Raw genomic sequence first — 16,808 nt, forward strand, 5'->3', positions numbered from 1 at the left:
CGGTTCGACGACGAACTCCCGCCGCGCACGGCAATGCGCGCGGGCGGGAGCCGGAAAATGCGGAGCGCCCATTGTGCCACTGGTTCGCCGATGCTGCAGGGCGTGTAAAGGGAAAGGGCCGACGTCGGGAGACATTGGCCCTTTTTAACCCACACTATGAGAAGAAGCAGAAGAAGCGCGTCAAACTATCAGAATTCGAGCGTTGCGTTGGCAACGAAGGTGCGCGTGGCGGACGGCATCACGTAATAGCCCCACGCCGCAGTCCAGTAGCGGCGGTTGAACAGGTTGTTCACGCCCGCGCGCAGCGTGACGTCCTTGCCGGCCACCTGGGTTTCGTATTTCGCGCTCAGGTCCCACGTCGTATAGGCGGGGACGAACTGCGTGTTCGCGGCATCGACGGCCATATTGCCGACATATTTGCCGCCGAACGCGACCGTGAGCGCACGCAGGTACGACGGGTTGTATTCCACGCGGCCCGTGAGCGTGAAGCGCGGCGTAGCGTACACGCGCTTGCCTTCCACGCCCGGGTCGTCCACGTCCACGGCCTTCGCGTTCAGCCACATCACGCCGCCCAGCACGCGCCAGTCGTTGGCGAGTTGCAGCCAGCCGCTCGCGTCCACGCCGTCGTAGCGCTTCGTGCCGCTCTGCACGAAGACGTTGGCCGTATTCGTGTACTCGTAGCCCTGATCGACGCGGAACAATGCGAGGTTCGCGCCCCAGTTGCGATGGTCGGCCTTGAAGCCCACTTCGTACTGCTTGCTCCTGAGCGGGCCGTAGGTCTGCGGATAGTTGACGTTCGTGTTGCTCGCCGCGCCGCCTTGCTGCAGACCTTCGACATAGCTCGCGTAGAGCGTCGAATGCGGATCGAGCCTGAACATGAGCGCGGCGGTTGGCGTGACCGGGTTCGCGCGATAGCTCGCCGCCTGCGACTGATCGGGGTTGTAGGTGGTGTCGCGGAACTGCGTATAGCGCAGACCGAGCAGCGCGGACAGGCGTGAAGTCAGTTGCACGGTGTCGCTCGCGTAGAGCGCCGTTTGCGTGGTGATCTCGTGGCGGTACAGGTTTTCGCCGATATGCACCGCGCCGTTCGTGAGCAGCGTGCTGCCGTAGAGGTTGCCGATGCCGAGGAAATAGCCGCTGTTCCAGCCTTCGCTGTTGTCGTATTCGTTTTGCTGGCTCTGATAGCTCGCGCCCGCCACCACATCGTGCTTGAACGGGCCCGTATTGAACTTGCCCTGCACGTTGGCATCGACGTTCTGGTAGAAGTAGCGCGTCAACGCGGCATAGAGCGTGTTGGTGTAGTCGCCCTGCGTATTGAACACGGAGAGCAGGCTATCCGAGTTGTAGCGATTTTCCTTGGCGAAGCGGTACTTGATATTCGCGTGCCAGTTTTCCGAGAAGCGATAGTCGAGCCCGGTGCCGAACGAGGCGATCTCCGTTTCGTACCAGTTTTGCGGCTGCGTGAGCCGACGCGTGACCTTGCTCGCGTCGGGAATGCCGAGTGGATTGCCGTTCTCGTCGGAGCCGAAGTAGAGGCCGAACAGCGTGCCGGTGGTCTTGCGCTTCTGGTAGAAGGCGTCGACCGTCCACGTGAGGTCCGGCGTGATGCGATAGTCGAGCGCGAGCGATGCCACCTGGCGGCGCACGTGACCATTCGCTTCGGCGGTGTTGCCGTCTTCGTTCACGAGATTCAGGCGATAGCCGAACTGTTTATCCGGGCCGAAGCGGCCGCCCAGGTCGATCTTCTGGCTGAGTACGCCCGCCGACTGATAGCCGATCGAGAAGCTGCGGTACGGGTCGTCGGTCGGACGCTTGAGCACGTAGTTGACAATGCCGCCCGGGGTGCTGAAGCCGTACATGAAGCCCGAAAGGCCCTTGAGCATCTCGACCTGCTCGAACGGTTCGAGCGAAAGCTCGGTGTCCCACGAGGGGAAGTTCTGGCCGTCCACCTTCACGCCGTTGAGCATGTCGACCGCCAGGCCGCGAATGCTGAACGCCGAGTTTTCGCCGGTCATGTTGTTGCCGACGTCGGTCACGGCCGGGTCGTACCTGAAGAGGTCGTTGGCCGTGGCGGCGAGACGATCCTTGCCTTCCTCCGTCGTCACCACGTTGGTCGAGAACGGTGTGTCCACCTGCCTGCGGTTGCCGAGCGCGCCCGCGCTCACGCGATCCGGCGAGGCCGCCTGGCTGTCGCGCGCGGCGCTGACCTTGACGGTCGGCAGCGCCTGGGGGCTGCCCGTTTGCGTGCTGTCTTGCGCTTCGGCCTGGCCACTGTCTTGCTGTTGCGCCCAGCTGGATGCGGGGAGCGTGGTGAGCGTGACGCCGGCACTCACCAGAAGCGCGGCGCTGAGTTGCGCACGGCGCCCAGGTGGCGGGCATGGACGGAAACGGACGGGGGCGAAGCGAGAGCGGCGGGCGGCAGGAATGTGCATGTTCTTCTGACGAGTTGAGCGCGAGATATCAGGCGAAAGCGGTTTTGATGCGTGATCGCATGAAAGCGCTGCAAATAGTAATGCAAATGAGTCGCATTCACAACAAAAACATAAAGCTGGCAGTAAGGTTGTGGAACGGCTGCATCCTGAAGTGACATTCCTTGCGCCGGCTGCGCTTTTATGCGGTCCGGGCGCGGCAGCCTGACCGATGTGCGTGTGCGGACAGGCAAAAAAAGCGGCGCCCGGAGGCGCCGCAAACAAGGAAACAGAAAAGCAATCGTAAGAACGTGTCTTGCGTCGGGCTTAGCCCAGCTTCGTGACCGGCGCAACGGCCGCGGGGTCGCTGATGCTCGGCCGGCCGTTCTCGATGTGTCCGGCGAAGCGCCAGGCGAACGCCGCGTCGTCGCGGCTCGTGACCGTGAGGTCGTACCAGTGATGGCTCGAAGCGAGGACCCAGACTTCGTCGATTTGCGCGCCGGCCGGCACGACCACGTTGCGCTCGCGCGCGCCGTAGGCGTTGTCGGTCACGTTCAGGTGCGCGACGCTGCTGCCCGCGTTCGAGAACCTGAGGAAGAGGTTGCCGTTGGCCACGTCGTAGTGCGCCGTCACGGCGGGCGCCGGTGCGCGGCCGGACTTGCCCGGACCCGATTGCGCGGCGGTGCCCGCAAAGCGGCGCACGAAGCCGTTCGGGCCATGCACCTCGAACGCGTAGACGCCGCTCGTCACGCTCAGGTCCCACGTGTCGTCGAGCGCCTTGCCCGCTTCGACCGTATAGCGCCACGGGCCGTCGCTGCGGTTCGTGCCGTACACGTAGAAGTGCGCGCCCTGGCGGCCCTTGTTCGCGAACGTGATCGAAAGCGTGTTGTTCCGCGCTTCGGCCTTCGCGTTCACATGAAGTTCGTAGGGCAACGCGCGCGCGTAGCGCACGCCGGGCTCCTGAGCGTCGACCGGCAGCGGCGTGGCCGGCACCGTGGGCGCCGAGTTGGCCGAGCACTGATTGTCGGCGAGCGCCATGTAGTTGCTCGTGTCGGGCAGCGCGGGCATCGTGGCGTCGGGCGTGCGGAAGTCGAAGCACGTCGTGAGGTCGCCGCACACGGCGCGGCGCCACGCCGTGATGTTGGGCTCCTGCACGCCGAAACGCGCTTCAATGAAGCGGATCACCGAAGTGTGGTCGAACACCTGTGAGCAGACGAAGCCGCCTTTGGTCCACGGCGAGACGACGGTCATCGGCACACGCGGTCCGAGGCCATAGGGCAGGCCGTCGGCGGTGTACTTGCCGCCGCGCAGCGGGTTGACCACGTTGTGGACCTCGCCGTCCACGCTCACCGTCGACTTGCCCTGCGTCGGCGTGGTGGGCGGCTGCGGCGGCACGATATGGTCGAAGAAGCCGTCGTTCTCGTCATACATGATGAAGAGCACGGTCTTGCTCCACACGTCGGGGTTCGAAGTCAGCGCTTCGATGATCTGCGAGGTGTACTCCGCGCCATAGGCCGGCGTGTACTTCGGGTGCTCCGAGAACGCCGCCGGCGGCAGCAGCCACGAGACTTGCGGCAAATTGTTCTGGAGTACGTCGTTTTTCAGGTCGGCGATGGTGCGCACCGTTTGCGCGCGCTGGTAGAGCGCCGAGCCCGGCTGCGCGTTGATGAAGTTCGCGAAGTTCTGCAGGATGTTCGTGCCGTAGTTGCCGTTCAGCGGGTCGTTGCCGTTCGTGCCCTGCTGGTAGATCTGCCAGGAGATGCCGGCCGCCTGCAGGCGCTCGGGGTAGGTCGTCCACGAAAGCAGTTGATACGTGGGCGGCACGTCGCCGTCCACGAAGTCGTTGTTGTCGAGCAGCGGGCCGCCCATCGTGCCGGTCGGATCGACCATGCCGGTCATGAGATACGAGCGGTTCGGGTGCGTCGGGCCAGGCAGCGAGCAGAAGTAGTTGTCGCACACCGTGAAGGCGTCGGCCAGCGCGTAGTGGAACGGAATGTCCGCGCGCAGGTAATAGCCCATCGTCATGTCGGTCTTGTACTGCGGCCACTGGTTGTACAGACCGTTGTTGATCGCGTAGTGCGTCGCGTACCACGAGTGGTCGAGGTCGCCCACGCATTGCGCGCTCGTCTTGAACGTGTCGAGGTGGAACGGCAGCACGGGCTTCGTGGCGTCTTCCTTCGACGGCTGATACCACACCGGCAGGCCGCCCGGCAGCGCAATGGGCAGGCGGTCGTTGTAGCCGCGCACGCCGCGCATATGGCCCAGGTAGTGGTCGAACGAACGGTTCTCCTGCATGAACACGACGATGTGCTCGACATCGCGGATCGTGCCCGTGCGCGAATTGGCCGGAATGGCCAGCGCATTGCGGATCGACTCGGGAAGAACGGTCATTGCTGCTGCGGCGGCGCCCGATTGCGCGACGGTCTGCAGGAAACGGCGACGGCTGTTTGACGTCATTGTTGCTCACCTTTCTGCTTGGGGTTGGAGTGTCGTGCCCCGACGGCGCAGTGGCGCAAGGGCACGCAGGTGCAATGCTTCAATGGCTGGATGTTGCGGGACTGCTGGAATCGTTGCCGTTGCTGGCCTGGGTCTGCGCGCTGTCGCCAGGCGCGTAGCTCAGGACCGGCGTGACCTGGTCGCTGTCGGCGGCGAGACTGGCCTGTGCGCCTTGCACGGGGTCGCTCGCGGTGTTCGCGGCGGTTGCCGCGTTCGCGCCGTAAGCGGGGATGGCGCCCGGGTTCGTCGAGGTGTCTGTCGAGGCGTTGGCCGACGTGTTCGCCGACGTGTTGGTGTCGGGCGTCGGCAGCGGCGTGATGCGCGCGCTATTCGCCAATGGCGATTGCGTCGCGGCACTCCGGCTTTCCGGTGTATCCGGCGTCGACGAAGCCGCCGACGAGCCGTAGCCCGGGCCGCATGCATCGAGCGTGATGGTTGCGAGTACAACGATCGCCGCGGTCGACAGGGTCGTCGACGCGCGGTTGTGAAGGCGTATTCTCATGTGCGCATCCGTTCTGTGGGGATGGGGCGCGCACAGTTTCGCCGTCGTTGAAGAAAGAATTGTGAAACGCGCGAAAACGTTTGCAGGCGATGAATTTCCTTTGCAAACGTGCTGCGCGAAAACCATTCGCTGCTGATTTTCAGCTAACGAAATGCTTTCACTTCGTGGGGCCGTTTTCGCGAGCGGGACGCAGCACGTCGGTCGCGCGATGCGGCATCTCGACTTGATCGATCAGGAACACTTCGCCGCGCGAGTGTTCCGTGCGCAGCGGCAGGATCGCCAGATAGGCGCTTGACCGATACCACGCGCGCTCGATCTCGCGGTTCGCGAATTCGATCATGACGAGGTCGCCGGAAAACCTGCCCTCGAGCCGTTCCGCGCGTCCTCCGGGCTTCGGCTGAAGGCGTGCAGCGGGGTAAAATATTCGACATCCGAAGTCCGGATCGAGACGTTTTCGTTTTCCGCCATCGCCGTCATGAACCCGTCACCCGAGAATAAACCCGCGCGCAAGCAGCCGCCCAAGTGGCTGTTGAACACCCTCACGGCGCTCGTGGGCGTGCTCACGCTCGCGCTGGGTATCGGCTGGATCGTCTACAAGTGGGTCGTCGATCTGGAAATTCCGTACTTCGCCATTCCGCTCGTGATGTGCGTGCCGGTGATCGTCGCCGTGGCGTTCCGCAACATCTGGGATTGAGGCGCACGCGCGCCGCTCTCGCTGCCGACTTTTCAGATGCCGAAGCGCTGCGCGCACGCCGCGCGCACGCGCTCCACAACGGCGCTCCACGCTTCGTTCATGCGCTGGCGGAACAGGCGCATCGTGCCCGGATACCACGGCGAGTCTTCGCGCTCGTGCATCCAGCGCCAGTCGAGGTCGTACTGAGGCAGCAGCACCCAGCACGGCTTGCCGAGCGACGCCGCCAGATGCGCCGTGGAGGTATCCACGCAAACCACGAGATCGAGCTGCGCGATGATCGCCGCGGTATCGACGAAATCGCGCACCTCGGTGCCGAGGTGCAGCAGCGGCAGGCTCGCGGGCGGATGCTGCGCCTCGTCTTCTCCCTGACCTTTCTGCAGGCTCACGAACTGCACGCCCGGCAGGTTCCACAGCGGAGCGAGGGCGGCAAGCGAGGGCAGCGAGCGGTGCGCGTCGTTGAAATGCTTGGGGTTGCCCTTCCAGACGAGGCCGATGCGCGGGCCCGGCGCGAGCGTGGCGAGGCGCGCGCCCCAGTGCTCGACGAGCGCGGGCTCGGGCGTATGGACGAGCGGCGCGGGGATCGTTTCGATTGTCGTGCCCAGACGGTGGGGCACGCTGATCGGGCTCACCCAGTAGTCGAACTGGCCGGCTGCCGCCGCGCCGGCTTCATGGTCGAGCACGGCGTCGATGCCTTGCACGCCGCGAAAGAGCCGATGCAGGGGCGGCTGGCAGGCGAACGCGACGTGCGCCGCGCCCTGCGCCTTGAGCACGCGCGCATAGCGCCCGAATTGCAGCATGTCGCCGAGGCCGTCCTCCTGCCACAGCAGCAGCGCTTTGCCGGCGAGCGGCTCGCCCTGCCAGGCGGGACATTGCAGCAGACGCTGCGTCGCGTGATGCACGAAGCCGGGCATGGTATAGCGGCATTCGTAGCGCGCGAAGCCTTCTTCGAAGCGGCCCATGCTGATGAGCAGCGTGGCGAGGCGGAATTTCGCGTCGCCGTATTCCGGATTTGCGTCGAGCGCGCGGCGGTAGCCGGCCTCCGCTTCGCCGAGCCGGCCGAATTCCTTGTGCAGGCTCGCGATATTGAAGTGCGCCTCGGCGAAATCGGGCCGCACGGCGATGGCTTCGTGGAGCACCTCGAGGGCTTCGGCGCGGCGCCCGAGCGCCATCAGCACGCAGGCGAGATTGTTATACGCCTCGACGCGGCCCGGCAGGCGGCGCAGCGTCTCGCGATACGCCGCCTCGGCCTCGGGCAGCCGCTCGAGCGTATGCAGCGCGACGCCGAGGTTGTACTGCGCTTCGGCGTGGTTCGGCGCGAGTGCGAGCGTCTGGCGAAAAGCCGCCTCCGCCTCGGGCACGCGCTTGAGGTCGGTGAGCACGCAACCGAGGTTGTTCAGCGCATCGATGAAATTGGGGCGAATCTGCAGCGCGAGGCGCACCGCGAGTTCCGCTTCGGCGAGCTTGCCGGACGCCTTGAGCAGCGTGGCGAGATTGTTGAGCGCCTCCGGATACTGCGGGTGGATCAGCAGGGCCTGGCGAAAGGCCTCGGCGGCTTCGTCGCCGCGCGCCTTGTCCCGCAGCAGGGCGCCCAGCGCGTTGTAGGCCTTCGCATGGCGCGCGTTCGCAGCGATGGCGCCGCGAAGCGCGCTTTCGGCTTCTGCGTGGCGGCCTTGACCTTGCAGCAGGAGGCCGAGGTTGTAGTGGGCGTCGGCGTGGGCCGGGTGCTGTGCGAGGACGGCGCGAAAGACAGCTTCCGCCTCGGCGTGGCGCGCCTGGCGCTGCAGGACGACGCCCAGGTTGCTGCGTGCGTCGGCGTCGGCGGGCGTGAGGCTCAGCAGCCGTTCATAGAGCGCCTGGGCTTCGTCGAGGACGCCGAGCGCCGCAAAGAGTGCGGCGAGACCACTGTATGCCTGCGCGAAGTCGGGCTTTGCCTCGAGGCAGCGCTGCCACAACGCCTGGGCGCGCGCCGCGTCGCCCGTGCCCATCGCGCTCAAGGCCGCGAGATTGAGCGCCGGCGCGAGCGCGGCGTCGTCCGTCGCCCCGGGTTGGCCGCCCACATGCGGTTCGAGCAAGGCGAGCGCGTCGGCGAAGCGGTGCGCTTCGCAGTGCGCATTGGCTTCGCGCAGGAGGTCGTCGGGGGCGGGCGCGAGGGGCGTCGAAATGGTCACGGCGAAAATCGTAAGAGACGGGGCGCGGCGCGTGGGCGACACGGACATTGAGGCAGTGTCGAGATTACGACAACTCATGCCCGGGCAACGGCGCGAATTGAGCGCATCCGGTGCGCTTATTCGGACGATCAGCGCTTCCGGCCCGGAAAATCTTGCAGATGGCTTTCGGATGGGGCGGGCGCCGGGGGAGACCGTAAGGGGCGTTCCGGGCGCTTGCGTGTATAGAAACGGGGATCGTCGCCGTGGGCCGATCTCCCCGATTGATTCGAATTCCGAACGATTCGCCATCGCGCGCGCCGAACAAGGCCGCGCGCGACGAAACGCATCAGGGCACCAGCACCTGCCGCCCGACCACCTTGCCTTGCACGAGTGCTTCGAAGGCCTCGTTGATTTCCGTGAGCGGCCGCGTGGAGACCGGCGGGGGATGCAACTTGCCTTCGCGCATCAGCGTCACGAGTTCGCGCAGCTCCGGCAGCGTGCCTACATAGCTGCCTTCGATCTTCAGCGGCCGCATCGGGATGATGGGCAGCGAGAGCGTGAGGTCGCCGCCCATCAGGCCGACGATCACCACGTGGCCGCCGCGCGCGCAGGAGTCGAGCGCGAGCTTCACTGTAGGTGTCGCGCCCACGAGGTCGAGCACCGCGCGTGCGCCGCCGCCCGTCGCCCCGACGATCTGCTGCACGGCGTCGTCCGCGCGCGCGTCGATGGCCGCGAGCGCGCCCGCCGCAAGCGCGGCTGCGCGCTTGGCGGGGTCCACGTCCACGATGATCGCGCCTTGTCCACCCATCGCCTTGAGCACTTCGAGCGCCATCATGCCGAGGCCGCCCGCGCCGATCACGACCACGGGACCTTCGTGGATGCGCGCGCCGAACTTCTTCATGGCCGAATACGTCGTCACGCCCGCGCAGGCGAGCGGCGCGGCCTTCACGGGATCGAGGCCGGCGAGATCCACGAGATAGCGCGGATGCGGCACGATCACGTAATCCGCGAAGCCGCCGTCGCGCAGCACACCGAGCGACTGCGGCTTCGCGCAGATATTCTCTTCGCCGCGCCGGCAGGCCGCGCATTCGCCGCAGCCGATCCACGGATGCACGACTGCCGGCGTGCCCGCCGCAAGGGCTTCTGGCGCGCCTTGCGCGTCGGGGCCGAGCGCCGCGACCTCGCCGCAGATTTCATGGCTCGGCGTGAGCGGCAGCTTGATGCCGCGGTCGGCGAGCGAGAGCTTCTTGCCGCCGCCCAGATCGTAATAGCCCTCCCAGATGTGCAGATCGGAATGGCACAGGCCCGCGGCCTTCACGCGCAGCAATACCTCGGTGCCCCTGGGCTCGGGCACGTCGCGCTCGACCAGCTCGAGCGGCTTGCCGTGATGGATAACGCAGTAACAGCGCATTGGCATCGATGTCTCCGTGGGTGTCATGTACGGCGAAGTACGGCGGCCAGACGATTGCGGCAGTCTTCGAATCATAGCCGATGCGACAGGGATTCGTCCGACCGTTCTATTTTTGCTGCCGTGCGCTTGAATTATCATTGGGCAGACGTGTGCGATGGTCGCGAAGCGGCGATCGTGCCAACGGCACAGGCCATGGCGATTCGCGAGGCGCTCAACGTCGCGAGCCGCCTGAAGCGCACGCTCGGCGGCGAGGCGTTCGCGGATACGGTGTCGCGCCTGCGCACGGCGCGCGCGACGTTGAGGTGATGTCAGGCTGGAATCGCGCGGCAACGCTTCAGAAGGGCATTAAAGAGTAGGGAGTTGGCATCATGCGGCGCATCGGCGCTTTCTGTATTTCAACCTGGCTTGCGGCCGCGGTGCTTTTTCTTGGGCGCCATTCGGTGCCGTTGATGGCGCTCAGCGGTGTGATCGTGTTTGCCGGCTTCGACCTTTTCCGGCCGGATCCGGGCGACCAGTAGCGCCATGCTGCGAGCGCCCCGCATGAGGCGCGGCGCTCGCAGTCCGTCACATTACATCTCTTCGGCCCACGACATGTTTTCGCGCGCGAGCAGCGCCGACGATGCCGCCGGCCCGAACGTGCCCGCCGTGTAAGTGCGCGGGCGGTCGTTCAGTTCCTTCCAGCCGTTGAGAATCGGCTCGACCCACGTCCACGCGGCTTCCAGTTCGTCGCGGCGCATGAAATGCGTGAGGCGGCCGCGGATCACGTCGATCAGCAAGCGCTCGTAGGCTTCCGCGCGGCGCTCGGGAATGGCCTGCTGCAGGTCGAGATTCAGGCTCACGGGGAGCATGTTCATGCCGCTGCCCGGTTCCTTCGCGAGCATCTGCAGCTGGATCGACTCTTCCGGCTGAAGCTGGATCACGAGACGGTTGCCGTAGTTGCGCGGGCCGCTCGGGAAGATCGAGAACGGCAGGTCCGCGAACTCGATCACGATTTCCGACTGGCGCTTCTGCATGCGCTTGCCCGTGCGCAGGAAGAACGGCACGTTGGCCCAGCGCCAGTTGTTGATGTGCGCGCGCAGCGCCACGAACGTCTCCGCCTTGCTGTCGGCCGGCACGTTGTCTTCCTGCAGATAGCCCTTCACCGGCTGACCGTCCACGGCGCCCGCCGCGTACTGGCCGCGCACGGTGTCGCGCGCGATATCGGCGAGCGACATGGGGCGCAGCGAGCGCAGCACCTTGAGCTTCTCGTCGCGCACGGCGTCCGGGTCGAGCGAAACGGGCGGTTCCATCGCCACGATGCACAGCAGTTGCAGCAGGTGGTTCTGCACCATGTCGCGCAGCGCACCCGTGTGATCGTAGAAGCCCGCGCGGCTGCCCACGCCCACCGTTTCCGCCACCGTGATCTGCACGCTGCGGATGTACGGCGCCTGCCACAGCGGCCCGAAGATCGGGTTGCCGAAGCGCAGCACCATCAGGTTCTGCACCGTTTCCTTGCCCAGATAGTGGTCGATCCGGTAGATCTGCGATTCGGAGAAATGCCGGCCCACCGACTCGTTGATCTCCTTCGCCGAGGCGAGATCGTGGCCGAGCGGCTTTTCGAGCACCACGCGCGAGCTGCCGTCGATCAGGCCGCCTGCCGTGAGGTTGTCGCAAATCGTCGTGAACAGTTCAGGCGAAGTCGAGAGGTAGAACACACGCAGGGCATGCTCGCGCGACGCCGCCTTCAGGTTCGCGTAATCGGCCGGATCGTTCACGTCGATGATCACGTACTGGAACAGGTTCAGATAGCGGTCCCACGCTTGCGCGTCGAACGCTTTTGCGTCGATGAACGGACGCGACTGCTCTTCCATGAACTTTCGATAGTCGTCGATCGTCCAGTTCTTGCGGCCCACGGCGATGATGCGCGTTTCCGGCGGCAGGTTGCCGTGCAGGTGCGCCATGTAGAGCGCGGGCAGCAGTTTGCGCGCGGCCAGGTCGCCTCCGCCGCCGAAAATGATCATGTCGACGGGCTGTTCGGGCAAGGCTTGGGCAGGCTGATTCGTCATGGCAGGTCGGAGGTGACGCGCGCTCGGGTAACGTGGTTGGGCACGAACGCCGGCGCGCGGTTGCAAAACCCGCACCGGCCGCAAGAGCGGGGCGCGGCGAAAACGCTAATGGTGCATGGTTTCGCGCGAGTTTGCACGCGTGGCGCGAACGAGGCGTCGTCCGAGGCTTCTGCGTCGATAAACCGACCGGCCGTTCACGCATGCATCGCGCGGCGGGGAGCCGACCTTTACCCTAGCCCCGGCGCCGCCACCCCGAAGGCCGCGAGCACCAGCACGACGTTGAGCGAGAGCACCGTGGCCGCGCCCGCCACGGCTGCCGCGGCCGTGAGCGCGCCGTTACGATGGGGCCCCATCACGCCGCGGCGGCACGTGAACCACACGAGCGCCGCCATCGGGAACGGCAGGGCGAGGCTCAGTACGACCTGACTCATGACGAGCGCATGGGTGGCGTTCACGCCCAGCCCCACCACGACGAAACTCGGCACCATCGTCACCGCGCGGCGCAGCCACAGCGGAATGCGAAAGTTCACGAAGCCCTGCATGATCATCTGCCCCGCGAGCGTGCCGACCACCGAACTCGAAATGCCCGAGGCGATCAGCGAGACGAGAAAGATGCTGGCGGCCGCCGCGCCGAGCAGCGGCGCGAGCGTGCGGTAGGCGGTCCCGATTTCGGCGACATCCGCGTAGCCCTGGTGGAACGCGCCGGAGGCCATCACCACCATCGCCATGTTGATGAGCCCGGCCACCGCAAGCGCGGCCACGACCTCGACGTTGGAAAACTTCACGAGGCGCTTGCGCTCGGCATCGTTGCGCGCAAGCACACGCGCCTGGGTGAGCCCCGAGTGCAGAAAGAGCGCGTGCGGCATGACCGTGGCGCCGATGATGCCCACCGCGATCGTCACGGCTTGCGCGTCGGGCAAGCGTGGCGTGGCGAGGTGGCGCAGAAGGCTCTGCCACGCGACCGGCGTAATGAAAAGCTCCAGGACATAGCAAATGCCGATCACGCCCACGAGCGCGCCGATCAGCAGTTCGAGCGGCCGGAAGCCTGCGCGTTGGAGAAACAGCAGCGCGTAGGTCACGACGGCCGTCACCGCCATGCCCGCGAGCAGCGGCAGATGAAAGAGCAGCGCAAGGCCGATTGCGCCGCCGAGGAATTCGGCGAGATCGGTGGCCATGGCCGCGATCTCGCTCACGCCCCACATGAGCCACACGAGCGGCACGGGCAGGCTGTCGCGGCACAGTTCGGCGAGATTGCGCCCCGTGGCGATGCCGAGCTTCGCGGAAAGCCCCTGGAATACCATGGCGATGACGTTGGCGAGCAGCACGACCCATAGCAGCGCGTAACCGTAGCGCGCGCCGGCCTGGATGTTGGTCGCGATATTGCCTGGGTCGATATAGGCCACCGAGATGACGACGGCCGGACCCGCAAGCGGCAACAGAAGGGCGACGCCGCGGCGGCGTCCTTCGAGCGCTTCGCGCACCGCGGCGGCCGTGTTGCGCGTCAGGCCGTCGGGGGCGCGCTGCGCCTCGTCATCGCGGGTGCGATGATCCATGCAACTTCTCGCCCATGCCGGGGTCTGAAGGCGCAGCCCATCGCCCTGTGGCACGCATCGAGCATTTGCGAATACGTTGAAAATGCGTCATCGGAATCGGGCCCTCACGCGTTAAGCAGGCAATCCGCGCGCCTGCCCTGGCGCTATCTCAGCACAAACCGGCGCGACGCGCCTTCGCTGCTTTCTTTCCCTTACGAAATGCCAGAATTCCCGATCTTTTCGCGTACACCGGTCCGTATGAAGAAACCGCTCGCGACTGCGCTGCTGATGAGCGGCCTCGCATGGGGCGTACTCGCCCACGCCGACGACAAGGTCATCGTGCTCGATTCGGGCGAGGCAAAGCTCTCGCTCATCGACGAGGCGAGCCGCACCGTGGTCGGCACCGAGCCCACGGGCAAGGAACCGCATCACCTGATGATCACGCCCGATGGCAAGTCGCTCATCGTCGCCGATTCGGTATCGAACGACCTGCTGTTCCTCGACCCGCATACGGGGCAGGTACAGCGCCGCCTGGAAGGCATCGAAGATCCGTACCAGCTTGGCTTCTCGCCCGATCGCAAATGGTTCGTGACCGCCGGTCTGCGGCTCGACCGCGTGGACGTCTATCGCTACGACGGCCAGAACCTGACGATCGCAAAGCGCATTGCGCTCGGGAAAACGCCGAGCCACATCACGTTCGCCTCCGACAACAAAACGGCGTTCGTCACGCTGCAGGACACAGGCGAAGTGGCCGCCATCGACCTGCCGACGCAAACGGTGCTCTGGAAGCTGCAGGTGGGTAACACGCCCGCGGGCCTGTGGATGACCCCGGGCGACAAATACCTGCTCGTGGGCATGACGGGCGAGGACGACGTGGCCGTGGTGGACTGGCACAACCGCACGGTCGTGAAAAAGATCCAGACCGGCCGCGGCGCGCATAACTTCCGCAATCTGGACGATGGCAAACATATCGCCGTGTCGAATCGCGTGGAGAGCACGATCAGCATTCTCGACTACACGACGCTCACGAAAGTCGCCGACATCACGGGGCTGCGCCCCGGCCCCGACGACATGGAGCTTTCGGCCGACAAGCGCTATCTTTGGGTGACGTTCCGTTTCGCGAAGCACGTGGGCATCATCGACCTGAACACGCGCAAGCTGATCGACACGATCGCGGTGGGCCGCTCGCCGCACGGCATCTACTTCGCGAACAGCGCGCCGGTGTACGCGCCGAATCCGGACTGATTGGGGAGTCTCGATGCTCGATACGCTGATTTCGCAGGCCGACAACCTCGTTTCGTGGCTGCAGACGCTCGTCTACGTGGACGTGGTGCAGCCGATCTTCTACAAGGTCGGCCTGATGGGCTACGACGAGGACACCTACGACGCGCTCTACTGGGTGATCGTCGGCGTGCTCCAGATCTGCGCCTCGTATGTGCTGCTGCGCCCGCTCGAAGCGCTGCGGCCCGCGGAAGACTGGGGGGATCGCCGGGCGCTGCGCGCCGACGTCTGGTACACGTGGATCGCGAAACTCGGCATTCTGAACATCGCGTTCTTCTTTCTGCTCACGCCAGTGTTCAACCACTGGCAGAGCCTGATGGCGATCCACAACATCCCGAACATCGAGGTGGACAGCCTCTGGCCCGGCGTGACCGACAAGCCGCTCGTGTCGTTTCTGATCTATCTCGTCGTGCTCGACTTCGCGGGCTACTGGTATCACCGCTGGCAGCATCGCTTCGGCGTGTGGTGGGAACTGCACGCCGTGCATCACAGCCAGCAGCAGATGTCGCTGTGGTGCGACGATCGCAATCACTTTCTCGACGACATCGTTCAGGCCGCGTTCTTTGCGGGCATCTCGCTCGTTATCGGCGTGCCGCCCGCGCAGTTCGTCGTGCTCGTGGCCGTGAGCAACTTCATGCAGAGCGTGCAGCACGTGAACGCGCGGCTCGACTTTGGCTGGCTGCTCGAGCGCATCGTGGTGAGCCCGGCGTTTCATCGCCGCCATCATGCGATCGGCTATGGCCACGAGGGCACGCGCTACGGCTGCAACTTCGGCGTGCTGTTTCCGTGGTGGGACGTGATGTTCCGCACGGCGTCGTGGAACAAGCAGCATGAGCCCACCGGCATTCGCGACCAGTTGCCCGCGCCGCACGGCCGCGGCGCGAACTATGGCGAAGGCCTGCTCGCGCAGCAGTGGCTGGCGCTCGTGCGCATCGCGCGGCGCCTCGCGGGCAAGGGGTATCCGCTGGGCGACGCGGCGCGCTGAGCTGCGCGGCGTTCGCTGCGGTTGCTCGTGCGAGGCGGTCTTCGGGCCGCCTCGCTGCGTTTCAGGATGACGTTTGGCATGCCGCTCGCGCGCCGGATGCGATAATCGCGCATTCATCCCCCACACATGCATGATGCGCGCGTCAAAGGCGCAGCTGGAGAACATCTTGAGCCGTATCGACAATCCGCAGCACGACCAGGAAGTCGGCGTGGCCGACGCCACCCAGGACACGACCCGCATCGACGACACGCGCATCGGCGCCGTGCGGCCGCTCATCTCGCCCGCGCTGCTGCTCGACGAGCTGCCGGTGCCGCAGGAGACGCAAACGCTCGTCGAAACGAGCCGCGGCGAGATTGCAGGGGTGCTCGCGCAGCGCGACGACCGGCTTGTCGTGGTGGTGGGCCCGTGCTCGATCCACGACCACGATCAGGCGATCGAATACGCGAAGCTGCTCAAGGCGAAGGCCGAAACGCTCAAGGACGACCTGCTGATCGTCATGCGCGTGTACTTCGAGAAGCCGCGCACCACGGTGGGCTGGAAGGGCTATATCAACGACCCGCGTCTGGACGGCAGCTTCCGTATCAACGAGGGCCTGCGCGCGGCGCGCCAGCTGCTGCTCGACATCAACGCGCTCGGCCTGCCCACGGCCACGGAATTCCTCGATCTGCTGAGCCCGCAATTCATCGCCGACCTCGTGGCGTGGGGCGCGATCGGCGCGCGCACGACCGAAAGCCAGAGCCACCGGCAGCTCGCCTCGGGCCTTTCGTGCCCGATCGGCTTCAAGAACGGCACCGACGGCGGCGTGCAGATCGCCGCCGACGCCATCGTCGCGGCGCGCGCGAGCCACGCGTTCATGGGCATGACGAAGATGGGCATGGCCGCGATCTTCGAAACGCGCGGCAACGACGACTGCCACGTGATCCTGCGCGGCGGCAAGAGCGGGCCGAACTACGACGCGGCTTCCGTGGCGGCGTGCTGCGCGGCGCTTGCGAAGGCGGGGCTGCGCGAGCAGGTCATGATCGACTGCTCGCACGCGAACTCGAACAAGGCGCATCAGCGCCAGATCGACGTCGCGCGCGATATCGGCGAGCAGCTGGCGGGCGGCGACAAGCGCATTGTCGGCGTGATGATCGAGAGCCATCTCGAAGAAGGGCGCCAGGACCAGAAGCCGGGCGTGCCGCTCAAGCGCGGCGTGTCGATCACCGATGCGTGCATCAGCTGGGCGCAGACGGCACCCGTGCTGGATGGGCTGGCGCAGGCGGTGCGGGCGCGGCGCAAGGCGGGGTGAGGGCGCCAGGGCCTGTTCA

15 protein-coding genes are annotated in these 16,808 nt (G+C 65.8%); 6 read left to right on the top strand and 9 right to left on the bottom strand.

Translation table 11 applies throughout. The features are described 5' to 3' along the window. Positions 1-188 precede the first annotated feature (188 nt). The 5 genes from C7411_RS24175 to C7411_RS24190 form a co-directional block, all read right to left on the bottom strand. A complete protein-coding gene (locus C7411_RS24175) occupies positions 189-2,432 on the bottom strand; it encodes a TonB-dependent siderophore receptor (RefSeq protein WP_110386574.1) in 2,244 nt (747 codons plus the stop codon). Beyond that, positions 2,330-2,590 carry a hypothetical protein gene (locus C7411_RS37625; RefSeq protein ID WP_165822882.1) on the bottom strand — a complete coding sequence of 87 codons (261 nt, stop codon included), beginning with the start codon at positions 2,588-2,590 and terminating at the stop codon, positions 2,330-2,332. The genes C7411_RS24175 and C7411_RS37625 overlap by 103 nt, the downstream gene beginning before the upstream one ends. Positions 2,591-2,735: 145 nt before the next feature. Further along, positions 2,736-4,865 carry a phosphocholine-specific phospholipase C gene (locus tag C7411_RS24180; protein ID WP_110386575.1) on the bottom strand — a complete coding sequence of 710 codons (2,130 nt, stop codon included), beginning with the start codon at positions 4,863-4,865 and terminating at the stop codon, positions 2,736-2,738. A 79-nt stretch (positions 4,866-4,944) separates the two neighbouring features. Continuing rightward, positions 4,945-5,406 carry a hypothetical protein gene (locus tag C7411_RS24185; RefSeq protein WP_110386576.1) on the bottom strand — a complete coding sequence of 154 codons (462 nt, stop codon included), beginning with the start codon at positions 5,404-5,406 and terminating at the stop codon, positions 4,945-4,947. A gap of 157 nt (positions 5,407-5,563) precedes the next feature. Beyond that, positions 5,564-5,830 carry a DUF1330 domain-containing protein gene (locus C7411_RS24190; protein ID WP_110386577.1) on the bottom strand — a complete coding sequence of 89 codons (267 nt, stop codon included), beginning with the start codon at positions 5,828-5,830 and terminating at the stop codon, positions 5,564-5,566. A 51-nt stretch (positions 5,831-5,881) separates the two neighbouring features. Between C7411_RS24190 and C7411_RS24195 the strand changes: the two genes are divergently transcribed. Next, positions 5,882-6,100: a hypothetical protein gene (locus C7411_RS24195; RefSeq protein ID WP_110386578.1), complete on the top strand. Its 219-nt coding sequence runs from the start codon at positions 5,882-5,884 to the stop codon at positions 6,098-6,100. A gap of 32 nt (positions 6,101-6,132) precedes the next feature. Here the strand turns inward: C7411_RS24195 and C7411_RS24200 are convergent, their stop codons facing one another. Together C7411_RS24200 and C7411_RS24205 are read right to left on the bottom strand one after the other, a co-directional pair. Next, on the bottom strand, positions 6,133-8,268 hold the full coding sequence (locus tag C7411_RS24200) for a tetratricopeptide repeat protein (RefSeq protein ID WP_110386682.1): 2,136 nt from the start codon (positions 8,266-8,268) through the stop codon (positions 6,133-6,135). 325 nt (positions 8,269-8,593) lie between these two features. Next, positions 8,594-9,658 (bottom strand): alcohol dehydrogenase, encoded by a 1,065-nt coding sequence (locus tag C7411_RS24205; protein WP_110386579.1) that lies wholly within the window; start codon positions 9,656-9,658, stop codon positions 8,594-8,596. A 126-nt stretch (positions 9,659-9,784) separates the two neighbouring features. On the opposite strand from C7411_RS24205, the gene C7411_RS37120 reads away from it, so the two are divergent. Then, positions 9,785-9,964, top strand: coding sequence for a hypothetical protein (locus tag C7411_RS37120; protein ID WP_133253700.1), 180 nt, complete (start codon positions 9,785-9,787; stop codon positions 9,962-9,964). Between the two features lie 62 nt (positions 9,965-10,026). Further along, on the top strand, positions 10,027-10,176 hold the full coding sequence (locus tag C7411_RS37630) for a hypothetical protein (protein ID WP_165822884.1): 150 nt from the start codon (positions 10,027-10,029) through the stop codon (positions 10,174-10,176). 51 nt (positions 10,177-10,227) lie between these two features. On the opposite strand, the gene zwf is transcribed toward C7411_RS37630, so the two are convergent. After that, a complete protein-coding gene (gene zwf / locus C7411_RS24210) occupies positions 10,228-11,703 on the bottom strand; it encodes a glucose-6-phosphate dehydrogenase (RefSeq protein WP_110386580.1) in 1,476 nt (491 codons plus the stop codon). Positions 11,704-11,930: 227 nt separating this feature from the next. Beyond that, positions 11,931-13,256 (bottom strand): Nramp family divalent metal transporter, encoded by a 1,326-nt coding sequence (locus C7411_RS24215; protein WP_110386581.1) that lies wholly within the window; start codon positions 13,254-13,256, stop codon positions 11,931-11,933. A 237-nt stretch (positions 13,257-13,493) separates the two neighbouring features. Between C7411_RS24215 and C7411_RS24220 the strand changes: the two genes are divergently transcribed. The 3 genes from C7411_RS24220 to C7411_RS24230 all read left to right on the top strand — a co-directional run bounded on the left by C7411_RS24220 (position 13,494) and on the right by C7411_RS24230 (position 16,789). Further along, positions 13,494-14,480 (top strand): YVTN family beta-propeller repeat protein, encoded by a 987-nt coding sequence (locus tag C7411_RS24220; protein WP_110386582.1) that lies wholly within the window; start codon positions 13,494-13,496, stop codon positions 14,478-14,480. A gap of 13 nt (positions 14,481-14,493) precedes the next feature. Further along, positions 14,494-15,501 (top strand): sterol desaturase family protein, encoded by a 1,008-nt coding sequence (locus tag C7411_RS24225; protein WP_110386583.1) that lies wholly within the window; start codon positions 14,494-14,496, stop codon positions 15,499-15,501. Between the two features lie 166 nt (positions 15,502-15,667). Next, positions 15,668-16,789, top strand: a complete 1,122-nt coding sequence (locus C7411_RS24230) for a 3-deoxy-7-phosphoheptulonate synthase (protein WP_110386683.1) — start codon at positions 15,668-15,670, stop codon at positions 16,787-16,789. Positions 16,790-16,808: the final 19 nt, after the last annotated feature.

This window comes from Paraburkholderia silvatlantica, assembly GCF_003096715.1.
Lineage (GTDB): Bacteria > Pseudomonadota > Gammaproteobacteria > Burkholderiales > Burkholderiaceae > Paraburkholderia > Paraburkholderia silvatlantica.